We start from the raw sequence: 24,533 nt of genomic DNA on the forward strand, positions 1-24,533 counted from the left end.
ACCTAATTAAACTTTTCTCTTTGAGCTTTTTCTATTATTGCTTCTAGTTCATCCTCACTATATTGCATAAATGTTTGATCAAAATTGGCAAATTTATTTGAAGGTATTGAATAATTAGTATTGTTTTGGTTGACACTAGCCTTATAATCATTTTTTAAAGCTGATATTAGTAATCCCATAGCATCTCTAGTGTTCGGGTTACCTTTTACATATTCCAGCTTCTCAATTAAATAATTAATATCTTTTCTAGTAGCTATAAAAGTGTTAGCTACTCTTTTTATATCATTTTCTTCTAGATTAAAATATTTTCTTATTTCTTCTATAACCACCACCAGCTCTTTTTGTGTTACGTTATTGTGGTTGTTATTATTATTGTTATTGTTATTGTTATTGTTATTCCCCCCGTCACGATTTACGTCACGTAGTTCGTCACATTCAGTATTAATGTAGTTATCAAATATTTCTCTTATTTTTTTATTTTCAACCTTACTTCCAACTAACTTTACAAGTTCCATATCTTTTATTTTTGAAAGTTCATTTTTTACACAGTTTTCAATTGGTGTTCCTGCTCTTGGAAAATTATACTTACCCCAATTTTTTATAGCCAATTCCCTAGTTTCAGGGTTATACTTTATTATCTTATGATGATTTTCAAATCTATCCATTAAAGCATTTACACTTTCTATTGAGTATCCAATTTCAAATGCTATTTGTTTCTTAGTTATCTGATAAATACCTATTTGAGTTGTCTTAGGGTTAGTTATCAAATATAAGTAAAATAATTTATCTTCTGGTGTCATTTCTTCTATCACTCTAGGATCTTGCCAAAATGTAACATGCACTGGTCTATATAATGCCATCTATATCACCTACTTATCTTTCGTTACTAAATATTATTGTTAGGATTAGAAGTGGTAATGTGTAGAATACCACCACTTCTTTTATGAATCCCATTAGTTAATCTCTTCCAAAGTTACTTGTCCTTCTTGTATCTCAACTTCTACGAAATCTGTATCTATAACTATATTGTTTATGTCTTTTGGCTCATATTTAGAAAGTAAATCTAATATTTCATCCACTTCCTCGTATTTAAGTTCTTTTAAGTTATAACCATTACTATCACAAAACTCTTCCATCTTGCTTATATCTTTAGGTTTTTCATAATCGTATAAACCTTTCATGCTAGCTAACTTCATTATTCCTTGTTTTTGTCCTGCTGTGGCATATCCAACTTTAACCTCTTTTTCTGGTAGCTTTTCAGTTCTTCCCATTTCTTCTTGTTGATACAGTCCTCTTAGTTCATTAGGGAAAGCTTCTCTTAGTGCTTGTGATTGAGCTACTTTCCTTATCATAGTCGCTCCTTTACTTGACCACATACTATTTAAAGTTCCATCATTTTTCTTTTGAGCATATTCTTCAAAACTAACTAATGCTTTTGTAGGATAATCTTTATCTTTTAAGTAAACTTCACACCATCCACCTACTAATTCCTCACCCGGTAGCTTTAAAGCTCCTTCTCTTTCTTGTATTTGCCCACTTTTATCTAATATAACTATTCCTGCTTTCATTCCATTAAAGTTAGGATTTTCTGATGCTCTCTTTATAAAAACATCTTTTCCTACTATTATTTGTGCAGGTTGACTTCCAAACTTAACTAGATAAGCATCCCTTACAAAAGGGTTAAGTTTTTGAGCCTTACATAGTTCTATAAACATTAATACATCTTGATCTGTAGCTTTACTATTACCACTAGTAAGATAATTTCTTACTGTATCTGCTGTTAATACTTGTCCACCATCCATTTTATATTCTGCTAGTGCTAATGCACTTGTTTTAGCTTGTACAACTTCTCTACTCATTAGTTACTACCTCCATATTTTCTATATTAAATTTAAGCGCATCTACTATCCCTTTTTCATAATCATCATAAGGATTTTTAAATCCATTTATTGTTTCATCTAAATCTTTAATGAAATCATTTATATTCCAATCTTCTCTATGCTTTCTTATACAAAACCCTAATGCTTCTATTTGGCCATCTCTAAAATCTTCTGATTTTCCCAAAGTTAATTGTAAGCTTGTTCTTAAAGTTTCTAATTTTTCTATCATCATATAACCTCTTTTGTGTTATAATATAATCAGTTTTTTATTTTTATTTTGGCCTTTTATAAGGCTCTTTTTTTATATCTGTACATCTACTGGCCTACTGTTATGCAGTTCTTCCATTTCTATAGCAAATTCTATTTCATCAATTTCTTCTTCTAAATCTTTATATTTCTTATATGCTTGTTTCTTTAGTCTTTCTTTATCTTCTGCAAACATATTCCTATCATCTCTTAGCCTATAACTTAATGCTAAGTACTCTAGGTAAGCATCTTTCCTTATTTGCGATAACTTCTCAAGCATTTTATACCTCCTATCTTGTAAAACCCTTAATTTTGCCATCTTTAACTATAAAAGCTAGTCCATTTTCTTTATAAAACTTATTAGCTATTTCTAAAGATAAATTTTTTATATCAACAACCTTCACCCTATTAACCCTCCTTATACTTTTCACCTACATACGGCCACCATTTCTTACCCACTTTTCATATGACAATCTATCTATTCTACATTCTCTACCAACATATGTAATTACGAATGAGTTATTTTTTATTGCATATTTTACTAATGATCTTACATAACTCTCCGATGCTTTTATATATTCTTTAAACTGTTTTACAGTCATATATTCTCTTGGTGCAAAATCAGATGTATCTCTAAATAATTTCATAACTTCTACTACATCATCTCTTTCTGATATAGCTTCTAACAGCGAATTTCTATCTATATTTCTAACTATTAACCTCTGCATTTCTGTTGCCATAATGTCCTCCTTTATTTATATGCCATACTTTATAGCCATATCTTTTACAATCGCTACATAACCTTCTATAAGTTTTTTATCTTCTTGGATAACATCAAGATTGTTAAGCTTATCTATTTTTGATTTGCTAACACCTTCAAGTGCCATTCTTCTACGTTTATTAGTTAGCCTAATGTCTAGATTTACACCAAACCTTTTATTTAGCAGCTCATAGCTCTCTTTTCTTAAAAGATTTATATGTTCACATCCACCCTGCTTTATTGCTATTTTATTTATTAAATTTTGTGTATCTCTTCTCCAACTTGCAGTATTTAAACTAACAACATCTTTTATTGATTTAACTTCTTCCTGTGCTTGTGATGCTATCTTATTAGCTCTTAGTGCGTTACTATTGATTTGATTAAGTTGTTGTTTCATAGATTTCATTTGTTGCATTTGGTATATTATTATATCCTCCATACACTGAGGTTGTTGCTCTTTTACTTGCTTTCTCATTGCAAAGTATTCTCTTCTAAACTTCTTTCTTAATTCTTTTGCTTTATCAGTTCTCATTAATCCAACTAATGCTATGTAACCTTGCTCTGAAAGTAAATAGCAATATTTTTGTCTATTACTAGTTATAAATCCTAAATGGGTAGCACTCATTTTAAACTCTTCATCCATTAAGTTTAAAATATCTATTCCTTCTTCAAATTCATCTGCATTCTCATTTATTAATCTGTTTATTTCACCAAGTTCTACTTCGTGTATTTCAGCTATCGTCTTAACTAGTACAACTTTTTCTCCTTTTCCAAACCCACCTTCTATAACTGGTATTTCTTTACCTAAGAATTCTTGAACTCCAGTTACTTCTATTTCTGTTTGGACTGCTGCTAAACTTGTCATTTTTTCCCTCCTTTGTTTAAGTATATAAATCTTATATAGGTAAAATATAAATCAGTAGTATAATCTATTCACAAAATGCGAATCACTTAGTTAAAAAAATTTCTCTTATATTAAAATTAAATATATCTTCTAACAAAAGAGCTTCTCTTACTGTGAATTTTCTTTTTCCATTTTCTTTATCGCAGTAAGCTCCTATTGAAAGTCCAAGTCTTTCCGCTACTTGTTTTTGAGTAAGTTCATTTTTTACTCTCTCTGATTTTAATATATTTTTCTTCATGTACTCACCTCTATTCTCGTTTTGCGACTTTCTATATCATTAGTATAATTCCCATTTTGCGAACTGTCAATACATTTTATGAAAAAAATTCTAAATTTGCGAATTTAATACTCATTGTGAGTATTTTAGTATATTATATAGGCATATAGGAGGTGAATAACATGACATTTATTGAAGATAAATTAATATTTGCCAATAGGTTGCGTCAAGAACGAGAAAAATTAGGATTAATGCAAAAGGAAATGGCCCAAAAACTAGATATTCCTTCAAATACTTATAATGGGTATGAAACAGGAAAAAGAAGCCCTAATTTAGAAGTTGCAAAACATATTTCTGATGTATTGGATGTATCAGTAGATTATCTCCTTGGAAGAACAGATGAAAGAAACTTAAATAAAGAAAAACCGAAGTTAGATAAGGGAATAAAAACAATAGCAGCACATAAAGTAAATATTAATGAAGATTTACCAGATGAAGCTATTGAAAAAATAAATGATTATATTAAAATGGTTGAAATGATGTATAAAAATAAAGACAAATAATATGTTGAGCAGATTAACTGCTCTTTTATTTAAAGTATTTATCGAACATTCATTTCGTTTTTATCAATTTTAGGGGGAACTATGAATAAATTAGAAAGGTTATATGACTTAGCTCAAAGGAATGATGTTAATATACATTTCTTCGACTTAAAACATTTAAATCTATTAGGAGTAAATATAGAAAAAGATAATCTGCCACATATGATATTTTTAGACCATTCATTAAAGCAGAATAACAAACTACATTTAGAAATATTAGCACATGAGTTGGGGCATTACTTCTCTACTATAGGAAATAATATAGATAATAGTTATAATTACAGATGCAAGTTAAATCAAAATAAAATAGAAAATAAAGCTAATGGATGGGCTTATGAATACTTAATATGTGAAAAAGAATTAATTAAAGCAATAAATAAAAATATAACTACACTTACTGATCTAGCTGACTACTTTGAAGTGAGTGTAGAGTTTTTTATTAAAAGGCTTAAATATCTAGCACTAAAAAAACAAATGCTAGAGTTAGATAAAAATAGATATTTAATACTAACTAACTTACCAAACTTATATATATATGAAGATATAGGAGGTCACCATGTCGATTAAATCAACATTTATAAGAAAAAGGGGAAATAACTATAATGTGTATATGGAATATATAAATGAAGAAGGAAAAACTAAGCAAAAAAGTATAGCTATGTATAAAAATAAAAAAGATGCTCAAAAGCATCTAATAGATTTACAATCTGCTATTAATAATAATAAAATCTCTGTTCCATCTGAAATAACATTTGTAGATAGGTGTTTACAGTACTATACTGATAAGTCTAATGACTACTCGCCTACTACTTTAAAAAGGGCTAAGTTAGCAATTAATAAGTATGTTGAGCCATTTTTTAAAAACACAAAGCTATTAGATGTAAATGCTAGTATATACCAAAAATTTATAAATCATATGTATTCAAATGATTTAAAGGTTAGTACAATAAAAGAAATAATTAATAAAACAGATGCAACTCTTCATGAATGTTATAGACTTCGTGAAATTAGCGAAAATATACCTGATTTTATCATACACCCTAAAAGGTTTGATAATAGTAATAAGGATGTTTACTCTATTGATGAAGCTAGAAAAATACTTGAAGAAGTTAAGGATCACTCTTTACTAGAACTTCCTTTGAATTTATTTTTATTAGCTGGAATGAGATTTGGAGAGATTGCAGGTCTATTATGGGAAGATGTTGATTTTGAGAATAATACTTTGCATATAAAGAATAATTTAGTCTATGTAGATAAGAAATACCATCTTAGAAATACTAAAACTAAAAATAGTACTAGGGTTATATCTGTTCCAGATAAGATTATATCTTTATTAAAAAAGGAAAAAAGAAGGCAAAATATTCTTAAGCTACAAGGTTTATTGAATAATGAATTTGATGTGGTGTGTATAAATACTAAATATAGATATTTAAATAGCGAATCTTTTCTAACATCTTACAAAAAGTTTTTAGAAAGAATAAATGTGAGATATATTAGACCACATTCATTAAGACACTCTCATGCTACTTTACTAATTTTAGCTGGTACCGATATGAAAACTGTATCTGAAAGATTAGGTCATACAGATATAAAAATGACTATGAATACTTACTCTCATGTTCTTAAAGAAATGGATAAAACTGCATCTGAAAATATAGAAAAAGTGCTTTTATAATGTCAGTCTACTGTCAGTTTAATACTCTTTGTCAGTTTACTGTCAGTAAAAATGTAATTGGTATAAAATGGTAAGTATAGTAATTTCAATACCTCTGCTTACCCACTTTATTCAAAAAATAAAAAAAAGAACTTCTCGAACAAGTCCTAGATAACTTTAAACTATCTAGTATTTTTAATATTTATACGGTTTATTATAGTTTTCTGTCTAGTCTTTTGTCTAGTCTTTTTGACTTATCCATGACTAACTGACAAATTTAATTTTACAATAAATAGTTGTATAATTCAACATAAATAAAATTTAATTTTTTATATTTTAGGTTTATATTATTCATGATAATATTGATAACTTAATAATATTATAGACTCATATTTATGTATCACTATTCATAGATTTATTATATGCTTGTTTAAAAATTTAAAGTTAGTTGGTGATATATTGAGATTATTAAGAACCTATAAAAAGTCTTTAAAATTAGAAGTACTAACAAGTTTACTTTTAATTTTAGCTACTATGTGTGCTCTTTTTATGTACAATACTCCTTTAAGAAGTATTTATGAGTTTATATTTAAAGATATTTGTATAGTAAATAATTTTTCATTTCATATGTTTGTAAATGATTTTTTAATGGCTATTTTTTTTCTAGTAGCAGGTCTTGAGATAAAACACGAAATACTTTATGGAAATTTATCCTCTTTTAAAAAGGCATCTTTTCCAGTTATAGCTTCTATCGGCGGTGTTATTGTTCCCGCAGCTATATTTATATATTTAAATAAAAACACTGCTTTTTTAAGTGGATTTTGTATACCTATATCTACAGACATAGCCTTTGCAGTAGGTATATTTTTACTATTTTCTAAAAAACTTAATCCATCACTTAAAGTATTTTTACTTTCCCTAGCAGTCGTGGATGATTTGATTTCTATACTAGCTATAGGTGTAGTTTACTCATTGGATATAAATTTAATCTATTTATCTATAGCACTTTCAATTGTACTTTTGCTTATTATAGCAAATAAAGTATTTAATATTTACAGCATATATTATTACCTTGTATCTGGTTTGTTTTTGTGGTATTTCATTTATTTAAGTGGAGTTCACTGTACAATAAGTGGGATATTATTAGCTCTCACAATTCCTTCACGTAATAATAATGGATACAATACCTTAGAACGACTTCAAAGGATTTTAGTTCCTTTTAATAGTTTATTTATAATACCACTTTTCGCATTTGCTAATACAGGTATTTCTATTACTTCCAGTATAGGTACTTCTGATACGAATTCTTTAGTCTATGGTATAATTTTAGGACTTTGTTTAGGGAAACCTTTAGGAATAGTGCTTTTTAGTTTTATTGGTTGTACTTTTAGAATTTCTGAAAAGCCTTCTAGTATAAGTTGGTTGTCTGTATTTTTGGTATCATTAATTGCAGGTGTTGGTTTTACAATGTCTATCTTTGTATCTGAAGTTGCATTTATAAATAATATGATTTTAATTGATATTTCAAAAAGAGCTATATTGATATCTTCTTGTATATCCATATTATCTAGTATAGCTGTAATAAGCTTTTTTGATATTAGATTTAAACTTATGCTTAAAAACAAAAGCTCCTTAGTAAATAAATATTACATATCATAATAAAAGGTGTTATCTCTATTATTTGCTGAGATAACACCTTTTTTATTTACAATTTAGCCTTTTCATTAACTAAAGCCACTTCTTTTATGGCTTCAACTACTCCGTTGTCATCATTAGATTTAGCTATGAATCTTGCATTAGACTTCACTTTATCTTTAGCATTCTCCATTGCAAAACTATAATATGCAGATGCCATCATTTCTAAATCATTCATATTATCGCCAAATACCATAGTTTCATCATATTTTATATTAAATTTATTTTTAATTATTTCTATTCCATTTTTCTTATTTCCACCATATCTACATATATCAATAGAAAATCTCCCAGATATAGTTACCATAAACTCATTATTTAAAATTTTAAGTTTCTCGCGATTTTTATTAATATCACTTGGTTTTCCAAAAACCGTAACTTTTATAATATTATCCTTTATTTTCATAATATCTTTAGTATATTTTATATTAAGCCCCCATAGAATCCCTATGAACTTAGCAACTTTACTTTCGCTGTATATAATATCTTTTCCACAATAAAGTGTATTGTGCTTAAAAAATTTTCTTACAACTATTGCTATATTTTTTAACTTATCTTTTTGTATATAGTTCTCAAAAATAACTTTACCTTTATATTCTATATAGTTTCCATTGTTTGCTGCAAATACAATATCTTCATCTATATCTTTAAATACTTTCTTTAGAGAAAATATATCTCTTCCACTTATCGCTGTAAATATTATATTATCTTCTTTTAATTGTTTTAATATCGTATAAAATTCGTTGTTTATCTTTTTCTTTGAATTTAATAAGGTTCCATCCATATCAGATGCAATTAATTTTATCATCTGTACCTCCTAAAATTTCTAATCCTTATAATTTAACATAAAATCTACCTATGTATAAATCATATACCCCTATTAACTTTTTTAAAACTAAAAATACTTCCTAGTAAACATACTAGAAAGTATTATAATACATATTTTTTTGAACTTTTTAATAATCTATCTAATAATAACTTATAAAAAATACTTAACATCTATTATTACTTTAATTTTATTTGAAAAGTATCTATTTTTTTAATAAAATTTTATTATTTTTTAAGGCCTTTATCAATTTCAATACAAAGTATCCAATAAATAATATACTATATATACTTAATTTTAATATATCAACTTTATCATCATTTAAAATTGAAAGTACTATATGTACATAAACTAATACATAAAATGGATAAGCCCATCTTTGTAACTTTTTCCACTCTAAATACTGCATTTTAACTCTTACTTTTTTGAGAGACGTTATAAACAATGGAATCATTATTATAAATGCTATTAAACCAACAATTAAATATATAATATAAAGTGTAGTTATAGGCTTATAATTAAGTAATTTCACTATAAAACGTACTAAATACATTATACAATGAGGAAATATTAGTATAGATCCTAAAATCGCAGCCTCTGCTCTTATTCCTAACAATTTTTTCGTTATTTTCCACCTTGGGTTAAGTGCTCCTGCAAACATTACTAATATAAAAAATGCTATTGAAAAATTCCCCTTCATAGATGCTTTTTCAAATTCACCTATAAATCCTTGTAATTTTATATCTGAGGTTAATCTAAATATTTCATAAATTACTGTTGATGTGGCTATTATTGAAGCTATTAAATAAAATAACCTCGAATGTTTTCTTATGCTAGATGTAAAAATTAGCGCTAAAGCCACTATAAAAATTAATGAATAAACTAATCGCATATTAATTCTCCTTTTCATTTCATATTGATAATCATTATTATATTTTAGCATTAATACCTTGTCAATAATTTTAATTAGAATTCTTATAAAATAGCATGTGGAAAAATTTAGGAATCATCAAATTGTAAAATTTCTTTAGGTTTTAACTACTTAAATTTAATCTATATAGTTTTAATTTTATTCATATAAATTTTCTAAATGTATATACTCTACTATAGATATCTTTTCCTAATCCCAACCTTACTTATGATAAAAGTATTGCATAACATATTTATAAATTTATATGAATTATAAAAAATTAATATTAAAATGAGTTATTAATGTATGGCTCAAAAGGGGGAATATTTATGGATAATCAAAACAATTTTAAGCCATTTATTCCTGCTAATAAAATAGTTCCTGAGTTTACTGTTACATCAATAGTTCTTGGGGGCTTATTAGCTGTAATATTTGGTGCTGCAAATGCTTATCTAGGTCTTAGAGTTGGTATGACAGTTAGTGCATCAATCCCTGCTGCTGTTATATCAATGGGAGTTTTAAGGGTTATATTGAAAAGAGATTCTATACTAGAAAATAATATAGTGCAAACAATAGGTTCAGCTGGAGAATCTTTGGCCGCTGGTGCTATATTTACATTACCTGCTATGTTTATATGGATGAAAGATTGGGGACTTGGAAGTCCAAGCTTAATTAAAATTGCAATCATAGCTTTATGTGGTGGTATACTTGGAGTATTATTTATGATACCTCTAAGAAAAGCACTTATTGTAAAAGAACATGGTGTATTACCTTATCCAGAAGGTACTGCTTGTGCAGAAGTTTTACTTGCTGGAGAAGAAGGTGGATCTAAAGCATCTATAGTATTTGCTGGTCTTGGTATAGCTGGTTTATACAAATTTATAGGTGATGGTTTAAAACTATTCCCAACAGAAATTGAATGGGAAATACCTGGGTATCATAATGGAGCCTTTGGTATAGACGTATTACCTGCATTACTTGGAGTTGGATATATATGTGGATTTAAGATATCTGGATATATGTTTGCTGGTGCTATAGTTGGTTGGATAGCATTAATTCCACTAATATCATTATTTGGTGCCAATATGACACTTTATCCTGCTACAGTTCCTATAACTGAACTAGGATTTTGGGATATATGGGATAATTACATAAGATATATTGGTGCAGGAGCTGTTGCTTGTGGAGGTATTATTAGTTTAATAAAATCACTGCCTCTTATAATAGATACATTTAGAAAAGCTATGAAGGATTATTCTAATTTAGATAAATCTGAAAGTTCACTTAGAACTGATCAAGATATGTCTATGAAGGTTGTTTTATTTGGATCTTTATTAGTAGTTATAGCCATATGGCTAGTTCCTTCTATTCCAGTTAATTTAGTTGGAGCACTTTTAGTTGCTGTATTTGGTTTCTTCTTTGCAACAGTATCTTCAAGACTTGTTGGTATAGTTGGAAGTAGTAATAACCCAGTTTCTGGTATGGCTATTGCTACACTTTTAATAAGTACTATAGTATTAAAATCAACAGGACTTGTTGGCCAAGATGGTATGATGGGTGCTATAGCTATAGGTTCTGTAATATGTATTATAGCTGCAATTGCTGGAGATGCTTCTCAGGACTTAAAAACAGGTTATATTGTTGGTGCAACTCCTAAGAAACAACAATATGGAGAGCTTATAGGTGTATTAATTTCTGCTATAACTATAGGTGCAGTATTATACTTACTAAATGCAGCTTGGGGATTTGGTTCAAAAGAAATACCAGCACCACAAGCTACTCTTATGAAACTAGTTGTTGAAGGTGTTATGGAGGGAAATCTTCCTTGGACTTTAATATTTGCTGGTGCAGGAATAGCTGTTGCTGTTGAAATAATAGGAATACCTGTACTACCATTTGCAGTTGGACTATATCTTCCAATACATTTAAGTGCTGGCGTAATGGTTGGTGGTATTATTAGATTATTCTTTGAAAAGAGAAAGAAAGTATCTGAAGATGATAGAAAAGAACAAATTGATAGAGGTATATTATATACTTCAGGTCTAATAGCAGGTGAAGGTCTAATTGGGGTATTACTTGCTATATTTGCAATAATAAATGTTGGAGAATCAACACTTGCTGATACTATAAACCTTTCTACTTCTGTTAATTTAGGTCAAATAGGTTCTATTATAGCATTTATCATACTAATAATTACACTATTTAAGTTTACTATCTCCTATAAAGATAAAAGGAGTAAAACATCATAGAATATAAAAAATCTATAAACATATACTTAAGTAGGAGAAATTTTCTCCTACTTATTTCTTTAATTATAAATAAGTTGCTTATTCTAAATTTGTAGGAGTGGTATTATGAAAAAAAATGATAAAAATTACTTAGACTTTATTCCTATCAAAAACTCAAAAATAACTTGGTCTGAGGATAACTTTGGGATAGTTACATTAGAAATCACGAGAAAAGGATTATTTGATAAGATTGCTCAAAATTTATTTAAAGTCCCAAAAAGTAGTTCCATAAAGTTAGACAAACTAGGAAGCTGTGTATGGAAAAATATAGATGGTGAAAGTTCTATATACGATATATCTAAATATGTTAAAGCTTCATTTGGAAAAGACTGTGAGCCATTATATGAAAGATTGATTACATATTTTACTATACTTAAAGATAATAAATTTATTTCTTTAAAAAAGGATGGTAGATAATGGATATTATTATATACATATTATTATTTGCAATTGCAACAATAATTATTTATACTTGGGGAATTATAAAAGAAAGAAATAAACCTAATGATTTACTAGACTTACTTTATAATAAATCTTACAAAGCTGTTATGAAAGCTTTTAAAACTAAAAATACTTTATCTAAAAAAGATATTGAAAATGAAATTTTAAATCTAAAAGCATCTTTATTTTACTCTAAAGACAAGTTAGTTATAAAAGATCCTTCTCATATATCTAAAATACTTATTGGAAAAATGCTTAAAGATGGTGTTATAGAAAAAACTACTAACGGATATAGCTTAAAATAGTTAAAACTATATTTGATTTAAAATTATATTCTGAAAAATATTTTTAATTTAACTAAAAAATGAGCTATTTAAAATAGCTCATTTTTATATGTATAACTCTAATTTACTTTTAAACACTAACCTATTATTTTAATAATCCTTTGTTAACCCCTTTATAAAGTATTATAAAACTTATTAAAAATGATATACTTGCTACTAAAAAGGCAACTACTATAGATGAATATTTCATAATAATTCCTGATATAAGAGTCCCTCCCATTATACCTAATGTCATAAGTGTTGATGTTAATCCATTTATTTTACCTAAATATTCTTGGTCTGTGACTTTAGTTATAAGCGCCATTACATATCCACTAAGTATTCCACCAAGTATATTATCTATAAATTGAAGGCTCATAGTAAATACTGGGTTTATTGAATATCCTTCAAAAAATACTGTTATAGCAAACACTCCTATAAGACTATATAATATTTTCATATTCATATATTTAGATATGACTAAATATAGTCCACCCCCAACTATTACTCCCACTCCTGCTATCCCTGAAAAGAACTGATAAAACTCTTTGCTAAGGCCTAACCTCTCCGTTACTAAGAATATATCTAGGTTATTAGCTATTCCCATAGCAAAGGCTACTGTTAAAAATATTTTAGATAACAACTTTAGTATCTCTTTTTCATTTAAATATTTAAAAGTTAACTTAATATCTTCACGTATACCGCTACTCTCTATTTTTTCAAAACTCTTATTAGGTAATGTTAATAATAATAAAATGGATACTAAAAACAATCCTGATAATATTATTAATGTTTTACCTATTCCAAAATTAAAGTAAAAGTAAGATCCTATAAATGGTCCTATAACAAAAAATCCAGAGCTTAAAAGTTGATTTATTCCAACTGCATTTTCTATATATTCTTCATCTATATATTCCTTAAAATATTTTTGTGATGCAGGATATGAAAATTGTGTAACACTAGCAGAAACTAATACTGCTAAAAATATAGCTATTATATATCCTTTAGATATCGCTAAGCCTAGTATTATAAATGATATAAAACTAAATAAATCTCCACATATCATTAGTTTTTTAGGATTATACTTATCAGCTATTATTCCTCCTATAAAAGTAAGTAAAAACATTGGTAAAAACTCTATAAAATTAAGTGATGATATTGCTAATGGATCACTATTTGTTATATCCATTATAAAAAACATTATAGCTATATTTCTTATCCATATAGCCATTTGCTGTATTATATCTGTTATAAGTATTGTTAAAAATACTTTATTTTTAATTAGATTCAAAATATATACCTCCTAAGATCTATTGATGAATTTATTCTAATGTGTGGTTCTACTATATAATCAACTATGATTTAGACTTTTAATAAAATTTCTACAAAATATTTTTCATCGTTATTCTTTTTAGGTATATAAAAGCCACACTTTATAAATACCTCATTATTTTCTTTTTTGTTAAAGTGTTTACTAAGCCTTAGTAAATAATCATTTAGTTCATCAGAATTCCCATAAAATTTTACACAAATAAAATCTCCACTAATTTCTCTATGTATTAAATTTAAGTTCTTATCCATATACTTTTTTATTATACTAATATTTTTCTCATCTTCTTTTATAAGAATATTACTTTCATCTTCTTCTATACCTTTGCCATTATTCAAATTGTACATAGTGTAGTAACATTCTTCATTCATACATTCTAATACTTCATCTATGCACCTTATATACTCTTTATTAAAGTCTTTTTCTAATATTTTATCTAAATTTATTAAATAAAAACTGTATGTATCTCTGTATACTTTAATATTATTAAAGTCATATTCATTTTCAAAATTTATTACAATATCTAATATTTCGTTCCATTTTTTTAATTGTTTTTGTTTTCTTTTTAAGGACTCTATCTTTTCTTCTATTAGTTTTTCTTGCTTATTTACTAATTCTTTATATTTATACAGTTCTTCACTTTCTATAGTTTCTTTTATATCAGCTAAAGATATATCTAGGTCCTTAGTAGCTAGGATTAAATTTAACTGATCAATATGTTCTTGTGAGTAATATCTATATCCATTTGACTTATTTATATCTGGCTTTAAGAGTCCCATCTTGTCATAATATCTTAAAGTATCTTTGCTTATATTAAAAATTTTACTAACTTGACCTGTTAAAAGTTTCATATTTATCACCTCAAAATAATTATAAACTATGGTGTAAGACCACAGTCTATACTAATTTTGAATATTATATTACCTAAATTTATTCCTAAGCTTAAATAATTTACCTCATACTGTATAAAAATATATATAATACGTGTATAATGTAATTTACAAGATATGTAAAGGAGTTAAAAATGAACACATTTGAAAAATTAGACTTAAATGAAAACCTAATAAAAGGACTTAAAGAACAAAATATAACTTCTCCAACAGAAGTTCAATCTTTAACTATAAAAGATATATTAGATAATAAAGACTTATTAGTAAGCGCTCAAACGGGTAGTGGAAAAACTTTAGCTTACTTACTTCCTATGTTTGAAAAAATAGACACTACGAAAAGAGAAACACAAGTGTTAATACTTGCACCTACTCACGAATTAGTTATGCAAATAACTGAACAAGCTAAAATTTTGTCAAAGAATTCTAATATGAATGTTACTGCTTTTTCTATAATAGGTGAAGTAAATATTCAAAAGCAAATAAAAAATATAAAAACTATAAAACCTCATATAGTAGTTGGTACTTGTGGTAGAGTTTTAGACTTAATTAAGCAAAAAAAACTTAAAGCACATACTATAAAAACTATAATACTTGATGAAGTTGATAGTTTACTTAGTGGTAAAAATGAAGAAGTTGTTGAAAATATAATAAAGACTACATTAAGAGATAGACAACTTTTAGGATTTTCAGCTAGTTTAAATGAAAATACTATAAGTATGTGTGATTACTTAATGAAAGATATGAAAATGATTAAAACTAAAGATACATTAATAATAAATCCTAATATAAATCATATGTATTTATATGGAGATAGAAGAGAAAAATTTACATTACTTAGAAAATCCCTAGCTTCTGCTAATCCAAGTAGAGCTATCGTGTTTGTCAATGATGAAGATAGTATAGAGGTTATAACTGAAAAACTTAATTACCATAGCTATAAAGCTGTTTGTATATCTGGTAAAATGACTAAAGAAGATAGAAAAAATGCACTTAGTGCTTTTAGAAGTGGTAAAGTTCGTATTTTAGTATCTTCTGATCTTTCTGCTAGAGGATTAGATATAGTCGAGGTTAGTCATGTATTTAACTTAGACTTCCCACCTAGTAAAAATGAATATATACATAGATGTGGTAGAAGTGCTAGAGGAAATAGAAAAGGAACTGCAATATCTATAATAACTAATCAAAATTTATCTACTATAAGAGATTATAGAAGAGATTTTAAAATAGATATGAAAGCTGTTGAGTTAAAAAATGGCAAGTTTGTAGAAATTGATTTTGATAAGATGAAAAAAGAAGCTAGAAAAAAATCTAAAGAAAATGAAGCTAAAAAAGAAGAAAAAGTAAGTAAAAATAAAAAAGTAGATAAGTATGAACATAAAAAATCTACAAATAATAAATTTAATAAGAAAAAATAGTCAAAAGACGGTGTCGTGAAATATGACACCGTCTTTTATAATTATCTTTGAATTTTCTTAGTTATTATTTTAAATTAATTTGATACTACTATTCAAAGAAAACACTTGAATACTCTACTACTCCGCTTGTACCTTTAAATTTCTCTTCATCTAATACTAAAACTTTAAAAACATCATCTGGAACTTCAAATGGTGGTTTTATATCAAATTCACTAGCATTTATAAATCCAAACTTTAAATAGTAGTTAGGATGTCCTAATACTACTATAGATGTATATCCTAGATTTTTAGCTTTTTCTATAGCCTTATTTATTAGTGTGCTTCCTACACCTTTCTTTTGATACTCTGGTAGTACTGAAACTGGAGCTAATGCTAAAGATTCTCTAGATTCGTTTTTGTTTTTTATTTTTATTTTAGTAAGCAAAGAATAACCTACTATTTCTTCATTTACTTCGGCTAATAGAGCTAATTCTTTTACATATTCTTTACTATTTCTTAATCTATTAACTAAGTTATGCTCATCTTTATCACTAAACTCTTCATTTTTAAAACTTCCCTTTACTACATTTTCTACTATATTATAATCTTTTTCTAGTTCACATCTTATATTTATCATTATATTTTACTCCTTTAGATCGCTTTTTATCATTTAATTATCCCATATGTATTAGTAGTTTTCAATTATTCTGTTTGTACTATTTTATTCTTTATAATATATGATTTTTATTTTAATAAAAAAAGACTTAAGAATTTTCTTAAGTCTTTTTTTAAGTATTTATATTATTTTTCATATCTATTTTTTACATCATTATAAACTTCTTCGCTAACTTTATAAGTTCTTTTATTTATAGATATCTTGTACTCATTAGTGTCTACTATTTCATAAAACTCTACATTAGAACCTGGGTAAACTACTACTCCTGTTCCACTAATATTATTAAAGAAAAACATTATTTATCCCCCCTTTATCTCTCTATTATATTATTCAACATATTTATATATATTCCTCTTTTAAATATTTTTAATGTTTAGTTCTTCTTTTTTATAATCAAAATTTATTTAACAAAAAAGACAGGTATTTAAACCTGTCTTTATATATGTTAAGCACTTGCTAGCTTATCTGTGTTGTTGTAGTTATATATTAAGTCTATAAGCCTTCCGCTTATATTTACAGCTATTAAAGACCAAAATATATCATATGCAGATAGATATGACAAAGATAATATAAGTATAACTACATCACTTATCATATAAATCTTACCTATTTTTAAAGATGTAATCTTAGAAATCACCAATGCTAAAGCATCATCTCCACCAGCTGCTGCACCTTCTCTAACTATTATACCAACTCCTACACCTACAAATAAACCGGATAATATAGTCCCTAGTAGCTTGCTTTCAAGAACTGGTATTATAGGTCCTATTCCTTCAAATATAGAATAAAACACTGAGAAGCTAATTGTTGCAACTAATGAATACATTAAAAACTTCTTTCCAAAGAACTTATAACCTACTGCAAATAAACTAAGATCTATTAATATATTTGCCATAGATAAATCCACATTGAAAACATTCTTTAGCAGTAGTAAAACTCCTAACACTCCACCTTCAGTTATATTGTTTTGATAATTTAGATTAAATATTCCAAATGACAATATCATTGCCCCTAACAATATTAACATTATTTTTTTTACATTCGTCCGCCTATCCATAAATATCCCTTCCTATATTTTTATAATTTATTAGTCAGCTCCCCTGACTTAATATCATTATATATATTTTAAATTATTTTGTATAGTGTGAATTTTAAAACTAAATATTATATAAGATTGACAATATTTTTTCAAGGGATTTTTGGAGTTTTTTTTATAAACTTTTAAATCTTTTGAAGATACTAGTATTTCCAAGGGTTACATGTGTATTATTTTTTTCCTATTCTTATATTAAATTTTTTTTAGTTTAGTATATATAATTTTGAGTTTATAAAAATTTTTGTTTTATTTAGTTTTACTAAACATAAAAAAGGAGATATTTTAGCATAAATATCTCCTTTTTTATTATTTTATAATATATATAACTTAAGATAATTATATAACTAAACATATGATTACTTAAAATTTCATAGAATCTATAACATCATCTATATGATCTGTTGCTTTTTTTATAGCGCCTAATCTTTCTTCTTCTGTATAACCTGTTCCATCTACTAATAAATCTTCAAATTTTTTAATTCCCATAAATTTAGCTATATCTTCTATATAGTTCACTCCTTTGTTAAAAGCAGGCTTTAATATCCAAGGTACATGAGCGCCCGATGATTGAATATAAATCATTGTTCTAGGTTTATCATCAAGTAGACCTTTAGGCTTTTTATTTTCATCACTAAAACTTATAGTTTTTTTATCTTGAATAATACAGTCTATATATTCTTTAAGTGGTGCTGGAAATGATAAACTCCACATTGGTGCTGCTATAACATATACATTTGCACTGATAAATTGATCACATAGTTTTCTAATTTTTTGTATTTCTTTTCTATCTTTATCATCTAACTTTCTTGAATTTTCTTCACTTACTATGCAGTTTCTTTTTTCAAAGTATTGATACTCAAGTCTTGGTATATGTTCTTTATATAAATCAATTTCTTCAACAACAAAACCTTTATTTCTTTCTAAAAATCTATTTATAAATTTTCTTGCTACTGTTTTGCTTGATGATAAATTTTCAGGTTTTGAGTTTACACTTATATATAATAACTTTTTCATAATAACTCCCTTTCTTTATATAATTATTATTATTTTTAGTAACAATTATATTTTTATACTATCTTTATACTCAAATAACTTTTACATCTATATAATTATCTCTATTTCTATACCTTAAATAAATACTAATTATATTATGCTTCTTTTTCTTACAAACATAATATATTCTTTCAAATTTAAAGAAGCTTAAATTTAACCTTAAATAAACCTTAATAAAAACTTACTTTATTATATAACTTGTAAATTAGTTGTAAATTCTATTTTTAATTTAAATATATATGATACAATAAAGTTCAAGTTTATATTAAGGGAGATGATAAAATGAAGATAAATAAAACTATAATCATATGTGTTATATCTGTTTTAATATGTATTTTTATAGGGTCAAAAATTTTAAATAAACAAAAAAACATAGATTTGGATGATATTAATGTTTCTAAATATATAAATATTGTTGATAAAGCTAGTGAAAATAAAGTTCAAGTAAATTGGAAATACGTATGTTCTATAGTAAGTGTTTTAAACAATAATAATCAAAACAAGGTAGACGATAGTGAAATATTTAAAATTTCAAATATGTTTATAAAAGAAAATTCAGGTAAATATTATATAAATTCTCTAGAAAGTGTTATTAAGAAATTAAACTTAGATAAGGAAAAGACCTCTTTAGTATATAAATATATAGATGATTTAAAGCATTATAGTTTAACACCTAATAAAACTTCACCAAATACTAAATATATGAATTTTATAAATGATATAAAAGAAGTTGCAATAGATAATTATGAAAAGTATAAAGTATTACCATCTATAACTATAGCTCAAGCAATATTAGAATCTAATTGGGGTGAATCTAGACTCTCTTCAGATTTTAATAATTACTTTGGTATAAAGGCTGATACTAATTGGAATGGGGAATCTGTATTTCTTGAAACTAATGAATTTTATAATAATACTATAAATGATAAATTTAGAAAATATAAAAATAAATACGATTCTATTCGTGATCATGGCAAGTTTTTATATGAAAACAAGAGATATAAAAATAATGGAGTGTTTTCTGCAAAAACATATATCCCTCAAGCGATTGCTTTACAAAATGCTGGTTACTCTACTATAGAAGATTCAAATGGTAAAAAAGTCTATGCACAATACTTAATAAATTTAATTAAACAATATAATCTTCAATTAATAGATAATGAAGTTGCAGTTAAAAAAAAATAAATAATTATACATTTTCTAATGTAAGCTCTATAAAGTTTTGATGCATTGGTAAATATGTATTAAAAATAAAAGGAGTACTTCTAAATAATTTTTAATTACTAGATTTACTCCTTTTATTTTTAATATAATTATTTAATGATATAAAATCTAATACATACAAAATAAATTGCTTAAGTATTTTTACTTAAATAAGATTTAGCATATTCTATATCTTGATATATAAATCTATGTTTTATGTTAGCACTTTTAAAGTTACATATTTTAAATACTAACTGTATAAAATGTCCAAGACAAAATGCTGTTATTAAAGTTCCTATACCTACTGGTTCACCTAATAAGTAGCCAAGTATTAAAGCACTAATTTCCATAGTTCCTCTTACTACCTTTATAGGCTTTTTAGTTATCTTTTGAAAAGCGATCATCATACCATCTCTGGGTCCACTGCCAAGTCCACTTCCTAAATATAAAACCATTCCAAACCCCATAAGAGTCATTCCTATTATAAGCATTACTATGCCAAATACTAAATTATTAGAAACTGGTATTAGGCCACTAAACAATATGATATCTAAAAATATTCCTATAAATATCATATTTAATACAGTTCCCCAACCAATTTTTTCACCTAGTATGACATCTATTATAACTAATATAAGCCCTACTGCTATTGTAGCAGTTCCGATTGTTATTCCTATTTTATTAGCTATACCTTGGTGAAGTACATCCCATGGTGATAGTCCTAGTTTAGCATTTACCATAAATGCTATACCCATAGCACAAAACCATAATCCTAAAAATAATCTAATAAGTTTTTTTAATATTGTACTCAAATTTCTTCCTCCCTAATATATGTAATACAAATTGATTAAATCAAAACTATTTATTATTAATACTTTAATCTTCTCACCTCGTTACATTTATTAATTGAAACTATTATAATATAAATTCAGTTATTTATATATACTAATACACTAGTTTTTATATTTAATATAATATTTATATACTTTACTATTAATAAAATTTCACTTTATTGTATGCTAATATATATTTAAATTTATATATTTAAATTTTAATATATTAAATACCAGTTAAATCAATGCTTTATCTATATTTTTTATAATAATTGGTCGAATTTTGTAGATTGATATATAACATTTAAATGTTAAATCTAAGTTAAATAAAAAAAAAGTGTTGTCAATATATAATAATGGGAATATAATGACTATATAAATAAATAAGTCTCCCTGAGGGGGAGTAGCTTTCACACTTTGTGATAATCAATCGTCATGTCGGATAATATCCCGGTTGATTAGCAAGTACATAACTTGTTAGCAAGACCTTCAGAATAAATTTACGTTTAATAATTTATTCATGAGGTCTTTTTTATTTGCCAAAAAAAGCAAATGGAGGTATGTTAATGTTTTACAAAAAAAATATTGAAAAAGTCTTAAATGAGCTAGATTCTAGCTTACAAGGTCTTACACAGGAGGAGTTTGACAAGAAGCTCTCTAAGCATGGCTATAATGAACTAAAAGAAAAGGAAAAAACTTCTGTTTTTAAATTGTTTTTAGAAACATTTAAAGATCCATTAGTTATTATTCTTTTAGTAGCAGCTCTAGTTCAAATATTCTTAGGTGAAGCAATTGAATCAGTTATAATATTTGCAGTTTTAATACTAAACTCTATATTATCAGTTGTTCAAACCCAAAAAGCTGAAGGTTCACTTGATAGTTTAAAAAAATTATCAGTTCCTACTGCTAAAGTTATAAGAAATGGCATAAAGATTACTGTAGATTCAAGAGAACTAGTTCCTGGAGATGTAGTTATCCTAGAGGCCGGCGACTACGTCCCAGCAGATGGTAGAGTTATAGAATCTCAAAGCCTTAAGGTTGTTGAGGGAATGTTAACTGGTGAAAGTGAACCTGTACTAAAACATGAAAATATGATAGAAGAAGAAGTTGCCCTTGGCGATCAAAAAAATATGGTATTTAGTGGCTCAATGGTAGTATATGGTAGAGGTGTTTATGTTGTTACATCTACAGCTATGAATACTGAAATGGGTAAGATAGCACATATGCTAGATAATGCAGGAAATAAGCAAACACCACTTCAGGTTAAATTAGATGAATTTGGTAAAAAACTTGGAATTGGTATAGTAGGTTTAGCAGCTCTTATATTTGCTATTCAGCTTTTAAGAAATGCAAGTGTTATTGATTCATTTATGTTCTCAGTTGCCATTGCAGTTGCTGCAATACCAGAAGCATTATCTTCTATAGTTACTATAGTTTTAGCAGTTGGAACTAACACTATGGCTAAAAAACAAGCTATAATAAGAAAACTTCCAGCAGTTGAAACGCTAGGTTCTACAAGTGTCATATGCACTGATAAAACTGGTACTTTAACTCAAAACAAAATGACTGTTGTAGATACTTATATGTATGGTTCTACTTCTAAAGTACTTGCTGATAATGTTGATGGTGAGATTGCTTTAACTAATAATATTTCACTTAATGAGTCTTCTTTAATACTTTGCGCAAGTCTTTGTAACGATTCAGATATAACTAGCGAAGGTGTTGAAATTGGTGACCCAACAGAAATAGCACTTATGAACTATGCTAATAAAAATGAATTTGACTACAAATCTATAAGAGAAAAATACGAAAGAGTTGGAGAATTACCTTTTGATAGTGATAGAAAATTAATGTCTACTATTAATAAAATAGATGGTGACTTAGTAATGTTTACTAAAGGTGCCCCTGATATTGTGTTTAGTAGATGTAATTATTCACTTGAAGATGGAGAGGTAGTTTCTATAACTGATGAAATAATAGAAGATTATAAGAAAAAAAATGAAGAGTTTTCAAATAAAGCTCTTAGAGTTTTAGCTTTTGCAACTAAGAAAGTTAATGATACTAATTTAGATATAAGTGATGAAAATAATCTTACTTTAATAGGTCTTACTGCAATGATAGACCCTCCTAGAGAAGAAGTTTATGATGCAGTTAAAAATGCTAAAAATTCTGGTATAAAAACTGTTATGATAACAGGAGACCATAAAACTACTGCTGCTGCCATTGCTAAAGATATTGGCATAATGGAGGCTGATGATATAGCTTTAACTGGTAAAGAGCTTGATTTATTAAGTGATAAAGAGTTAGATGAAAAATTAGAACATATATCAGTTTATGCTAGAGTTTCACCAGAAAATAAAATAAGAATAGTAAAAGCATGGCAAAGAAAAGGTAAAGTATGTGCTATGACTGGTGATGGCGTTAATGATGCTCCTGCACTTAAGCAAGCAGATATAGGTATAGGTATGGGTAGTGGTACTGAAGTTGCTAAAGATGCATCTGCTATGGTGTTAGTTGATGATAACTTTGCTAGTATCGTAAATGCTGTTGAAGTTGGTAGAACAGTTTATACTAACATAAAAAAATCTATAACTTATTTATTTTCAGGTAATCTAGGTGGAATAATAGCTATACTATTTTCTGTATTTGCTAACTTACCTAATCCATTTACAACTATACAATTACTATTTATAAACTTAGTTACAGATTCCCTACCAGCAATTGCTCTTGGACTTGAACAGCCTGAAAAGTCTGTTATGAAAAATCCTCCAAGAGATATTAATGAAAAAATATTATCAAAAGATACTTTAAAATCTGTATTAACTAGAGGTTCTATTATTGGTCTAGTTACTATAATAGCTCAATATATTGGTCTTAAAACTTCACCTGAAATGGGAGTAGCTATGGCCTTCTCAACTTTAACATTATCTAGAATAATACAGACTTTTGCATCAAGATCAAACACTGAAACTATATTTAAGATCGGATTTAAATCTAATAAATATGCATTAGGTGCTGTTGTTACTTGCTTAGGTATGTTTTCACTTACACTACTTCCATTTATGAGAGATATTTTCTCAATACCAAATAATTACAACTTTACAAGCTTTATAACTTGTTTAGTATTAGCAATTATTAGTACATTGCTAATGGAAGGAACTAAATTTATAACGAAAAAATAGCTTACTATATCTTGCTTAATAAACAACTACCCTTTTTGTCTATAAGTCTATCTATTGTATAGTTAAGCAAGATGTTTTAAATAAATTATTTGTCTAAGGTTTATAACCTTAGACAAACTTATATTATATA

26 protein-coding genes are annotated in these 24,533 nt (G+C 26.6%); 10 read left to right on the forward strand and 16 right to left on the reverse strand.

Features of this window, described 5'->3' with window-relative positions; genetic code table 11:
• Positions 1-2: 2 nt before the first annotated feature.
• The 7 genes from FRIFI_RS15055 to FRIFI_RS07115 all read right to left on the reverse strand — a co-directional run bounded on the left by FRIFI_RS15055 (position 3) and on the right by FRIFI_RS07115 (position 4,028).
• The gene (locus FRIFI_RS15055) at positions 3-860 is read right to left on the reverse strand and encodes a hypothetical protein (RefSeq protein WP_202819471.1); all 858 of its coding nucleotides are present in this window, start codon (positions 858-860) and stop codon (positions 3-5) included.
• A 93-nt stretch (positions 861-953) separates the two neighbouring features.
• Positions 954-1,859 (reverse strand): phage recombination protein Bet, encoded by a 906-nt coding sequence (gene bet, locus FRIFI_RS07090; RefSeq protein ID WP_166505448.1) that lies wholly within the window; start codon positions 1,857-1,859, stop codon positions 954-956.
• Positions 1,852-2,112, reverse strand: coding sequence for a hypothetical protein (locus FRIFI_RS07095; RefSeq protein ID WP_166505449.1), 261 nt, complete (start codon positions 2,110-2,112; stop codon positions 1,852-1,854). Before FRIFI_RS07095 ends, bet begins: the two co-directional genes overlap by 8 nt.
• A 69-nt stretch (positions 2,113-2,181) precedes the next feature.
• The gene (locus tag FRIFI_RS07100) at positions 2,182-2,406 is read right to left on the reverse strand and encodes a hypothetical protein (protein ID WP_166505450.1); all 225 of its coding nucleotides are present in this window, start codon (positions 2,404-2,406) and stop codon (positions 2,182-2,184) included.
• Positions 2,407-2,557: 151 nt separating this feature from the next.
• Positions 2,558-2,866 carry a hypothetical protein gene (locus FRIFI_RS07105; protein ID WP_166505451.1) on the reverse strand — a complete coding sequence of 103 codons (309 nt, stop codon included), beginning with the start codon at positions 2,864-2,866 and terminating at the stop codon, positions 2,558-2,560.
• A gap of 15 nt (positions 2,867-2,881) precedes the next feature.
• Positions 2,882-3,751 (reverse strand): ORF6N domain-containing protein, encoded by an 870-nt coding sequence (locus tag FRIFI_RS07110; RefSeq protein ID WP_166505452.1) that lies wholly within the window; start codon positions 3,749-3,751, stop codon positions 2,882-2,884.
• Positions 3,752-3,833: 82 nt separating this feature from the next.
• Entirely contained in the window at positions 3,834-4,028 is a 195-nt protein-coding gene (locus tag FRIFI_RS07115; protein ID WP_166505453.1) for a helix-turn-helix transcriptional regulator, read from the reverse strand.
• Positions 4,029-4,189: 161 nt separating this feature from the next.
• Between FRIFI_RS07115 and FRIFI_RS07120 the strand changes: the two genes are divergently transcribed.
• The 4 genes from FRIFI_RS07120 to nhaA all read left to right on the forward strand — a co-directional run bounded on the left by FRIFI_RS07120 (position 4,190) and on the right by nhaA (position 7,922).
• Positions 4,190-4,570, forward strand: coding sequence for a helix-turn-helix domain-containing protein (locus FRIFI_RS07120; protein WP_166505454.1), 381 nt, complete (start codon positions 4,190-4,192; stop codon positions 4,568-4,570).
• 81 nt (positions 4,571-4,651) lie between these two features.
• Positions 4,652-5,176 (forward strand): ImmA/IrrE family metallo-endopeptidase, encoded by a 525-nt coding sequence (locus FRIFI_RS07125; protein WP_166505455.1) that lies wholly within the window; start codon positions 4,652-4,654, stop codon positions 5,174-5,176.
• On the forward strand, positions 5,166-6,284 hold the full coding sequence (locus tag FRIFI_RS07130; protein WP_166505456.1) for a tyrosine-type recombinase/integrase: 1,119 nt from the start codon (positions 5,166-5,168) through the stop codon (positions 6,282-6,284). The genes FRIFI_RS07125 and FRIFI_RS07130 overlap by 11 nt, the downstream gene beginning before the upstream one ends.
• 405 nt (positions 6,285-6,689) lie before the next feature.
• Positions 6,690-7,922 (forward strand): Na+/H+ antiporter NhaA, encoded by a 1,233-nt coding sequence (gene nhaA, locus FRIFI_RS07135; RefSeq protein ID WP_242871322.1) that lies wholly within the window; start codon positions 6,690-6,692, stop codon positions 7,920-7,922.
• Positions 7,923-7,968: 46 nt separating this feature from the next.
• On the opposite strand, the gene FRIFI_RS07140 is transcribed toward nhaA, so the two are convergent.
• Positions 7,969-8,766 carry an HAD family hydrolase gene (locus tag FRIFI_RS07140; RefSeq protein ID WP_092925766.1) on the reverse strand — a complete coding sequence of 266 codons (798 nt, stop codon included), beginning with the start codon at positions 8,764-8,766 and terminating at the stop codon, positions 7,969-7,971.
• Between the two features lie 223 nt (positions 8,767-8,989).
• Positions 8,990-9,676 carry a ferric reductase-like transmembrane domain-containing protein gene (locus FRIFI_RS07145; RefSeq protein WP_092925764.1) on the reverse strand — a complete coding sequence of 229 codons (687 nt, stop codon included), beginning with the start codon at positions 9,674-9,676 and terminating at the stop codon, positions 8,990-8,992.
• 347 nt (positions 9,677-10,023) lie between these two features.
• Here FRIFI_RS07145 and FRIFI_RS07150 point away from each other — a divergent pair, with 347 nt between their 5' ends.
• The 3 genes from FRIFI_RS07150 to FRIFI_RS07160 all read left to right on the forward strand — a co-directional run bounded on the left by FRIFI_RS07150 (position 10,024) and on the right by FRIFI_RS07160 (position 12,728).
• Positions 10,024-11,943 (forward strand): OPT family oligopeptide transporter, encoded by a 1,920-nt coding sequence (locus FRIFI_RS07150; RefSeq protein ID WP_092925762.1) that lies wholly within the window; start codon positions 10,024-10,026, stop codon positions 11,941-11,943.
• Between the two features lie 105 nt (positions 11,944-12,048).
• Positions 12,049-12,399, forward strand: a complete 351-nt coding sequence (locus tag FRIFI_RS07155) for a PqqD family protein (protein WP_092925760.1) — start codon at positions 12,049-12,051, stop codon at positions 12,397-12,399.
• Positions 12,399-12,728, forward strand: coding sequence for a hypothetical protein (locus FRIFI_RS07160; RefSeq protein WP_092925758.1), 330 nt, complete (start codon positions 12,399-12,401; stop codon positions 12,726-12,728). The genes FRIFI_RS07155 and FRIFI_RS07160 overlap by 1 nt, the downstream gene beginning before the upstream one ends.
• Before the next feature lie 124 nt (positions 12,729-12,852).
• Here the strand turns inward: FRIFI_RS07160 and FRIFI_RS07165 are convergent, their stop codons facing one another.
• Together FRIFI_RS07165 and FRIFI_RS15060 are read right to left on the reverse strand one after the other, a co-directional pair.
• Positions 12,853-14,037, reverse strand: coding sequence for an MFS transporter (locus FRIFI_RS07165; protein WP_166505457.1), 1,185 nt, complete (start codon positions 14,035-14,037; stop codon positions 12,853-12,855).
• 71 nt (positions 14,038-14,108) lie between these two features.
• Positions 14,109-14,927 (reverse strand): MerR family transcriptional regulator, encoded by an 819-nt coding sequence (locus tag FRIFI_RS15060; RefSeq protein ID WP_092925755.1) that lies wholly within the window; start codon positions 14,925-14,927, stop codon positions 14,109-14,111.
• A gap of 173 nt (positions 14,928-15,100) precedes the next feature.
• On the opposite strand from FRIFI_RS15060, the gene FRIFI_RS07175 reads away from it, so the two are divergent.
• Complete coding sequence (locus FRIFI_RS07175) at positions 15,101-16,381, forward strand: DEAD/DEAH box helicase (RefSeq protein ID WP_092925754.1); 1,281 nt, start codon at positions 15,101-15,103, stop codon at positions 16,379-16,381.
• An 88-nt stretch (positions 16,382-16,469) separates the two neighbouring features.
• On the opposite strand, the gene FRIFI_RS07180 is transcribed toward FRIFI_RS07175, so the two are convergent.
• The 4 genes from FRIFI_RS07180 to FRIFI_RS07195 form a co-directional block, all read right to left on the reverse strand.
• Positions 16,470-16,997, reverse strand: coding sequence for a GNAT family N-acetyltransferase (locus FRIFI_RS07180; protein WP_166505458.1), 528 nt, complete (start codon positions 16,995-16,997; stop codon positions 16,470-16,472).
• Between the two features lie 164 nt (positions 16,998-17,161).
• Complete coding sequence (locus FRIFI_RS07185; RefSeq protein WP_166505459.1) at positions 17,162-17,332, reverse strand: hypothetical protein; 171 nt, start codon at positions 17,330-17,332, stop codon at positions 17,162-17,164.
• A gap of 149 nt (positions 17,333-17,481) precedes the next feature.
• A complete protein-coding gene (locus tag FRIFI_RS07190) occupies positions 17,482-18,093 on the reverse strand; it encodes a DUF6198 family protein (RefSeq protein ID WP_092925750.1) in 612 nt (203 codons plus the stop codon).
• 399 nt (positions 18,094-18,492) lie between these two features.
• Positions 18,493-19,146 (reverse strand): FMN-dependent NADH-azoreductase, encoded by a 654-nt coding sequence (locus FRIFI_RS07195; RefSeq protein WP_166505460.1) that lies wholly within the window; start codon positions 19,144-19,146, stop codon positions 18,493-18,495.
• Between the two features lie 321 nt (positions 19,147-19,467).
• Here FRIFI_RS07195 and FRIFI_RS07200 point away from each other — a divergent pair, with 321 nt between their 5' ends.
• A complete protein-coding gene (locus FRIFI_RS07200; RefSeq protein WP_166505461.1) occupies positions 19,468-20,370 on the forward strand; it encodes a glycoside hydrolase family 73 protein in 903 nt (300 codons plus the stop codon).
• A gap of 170 nt (positions 20,371-20,540) precedes the next feature.
• On the opposite strand, the gene FRIFI_RS07205 is transcribed toward FRIFI_RS07200, so the two are convergent.
• Complete coding sequence (locus FRIFI_RS07205) at positions 20,541-21,200, reverse strand: YczE/YyaS/YitT family protein (RefSeq protein WP_242977290.1); 660 nt, start codon at positions 21,198-21,200, stop codon at positions 20,541-20,543.
• 587 nt (positions 21,201-21,787) lie between these two features.
• Between FRIFI_RS07205 and FRIFI_RS07210 the strand changes: the two genes are divergently transcribed.
• A complete protein-coding gene (locus FRIFI_RS07210) occupies positions 21,788-24,403 on the forward strand; it encodes a cation-translocating P-type ATPase (RefSeq protein ID WP_092925744.1) in 2,616 nt (871 codons plus the stop codon).
• The last annotated feature ends 130 nt before the right edge of the window (positions 24,404-24,533 follow it).

This window comes from Romboutsia hominis (genome assembly GCF_900002575.1).
Lineage (GTDB): Bacteria > Bacillota > Clostridia > Peptostreptococcales > Peptostreptococcaceae > Romboutsia_C > Romboutsia_C hominis.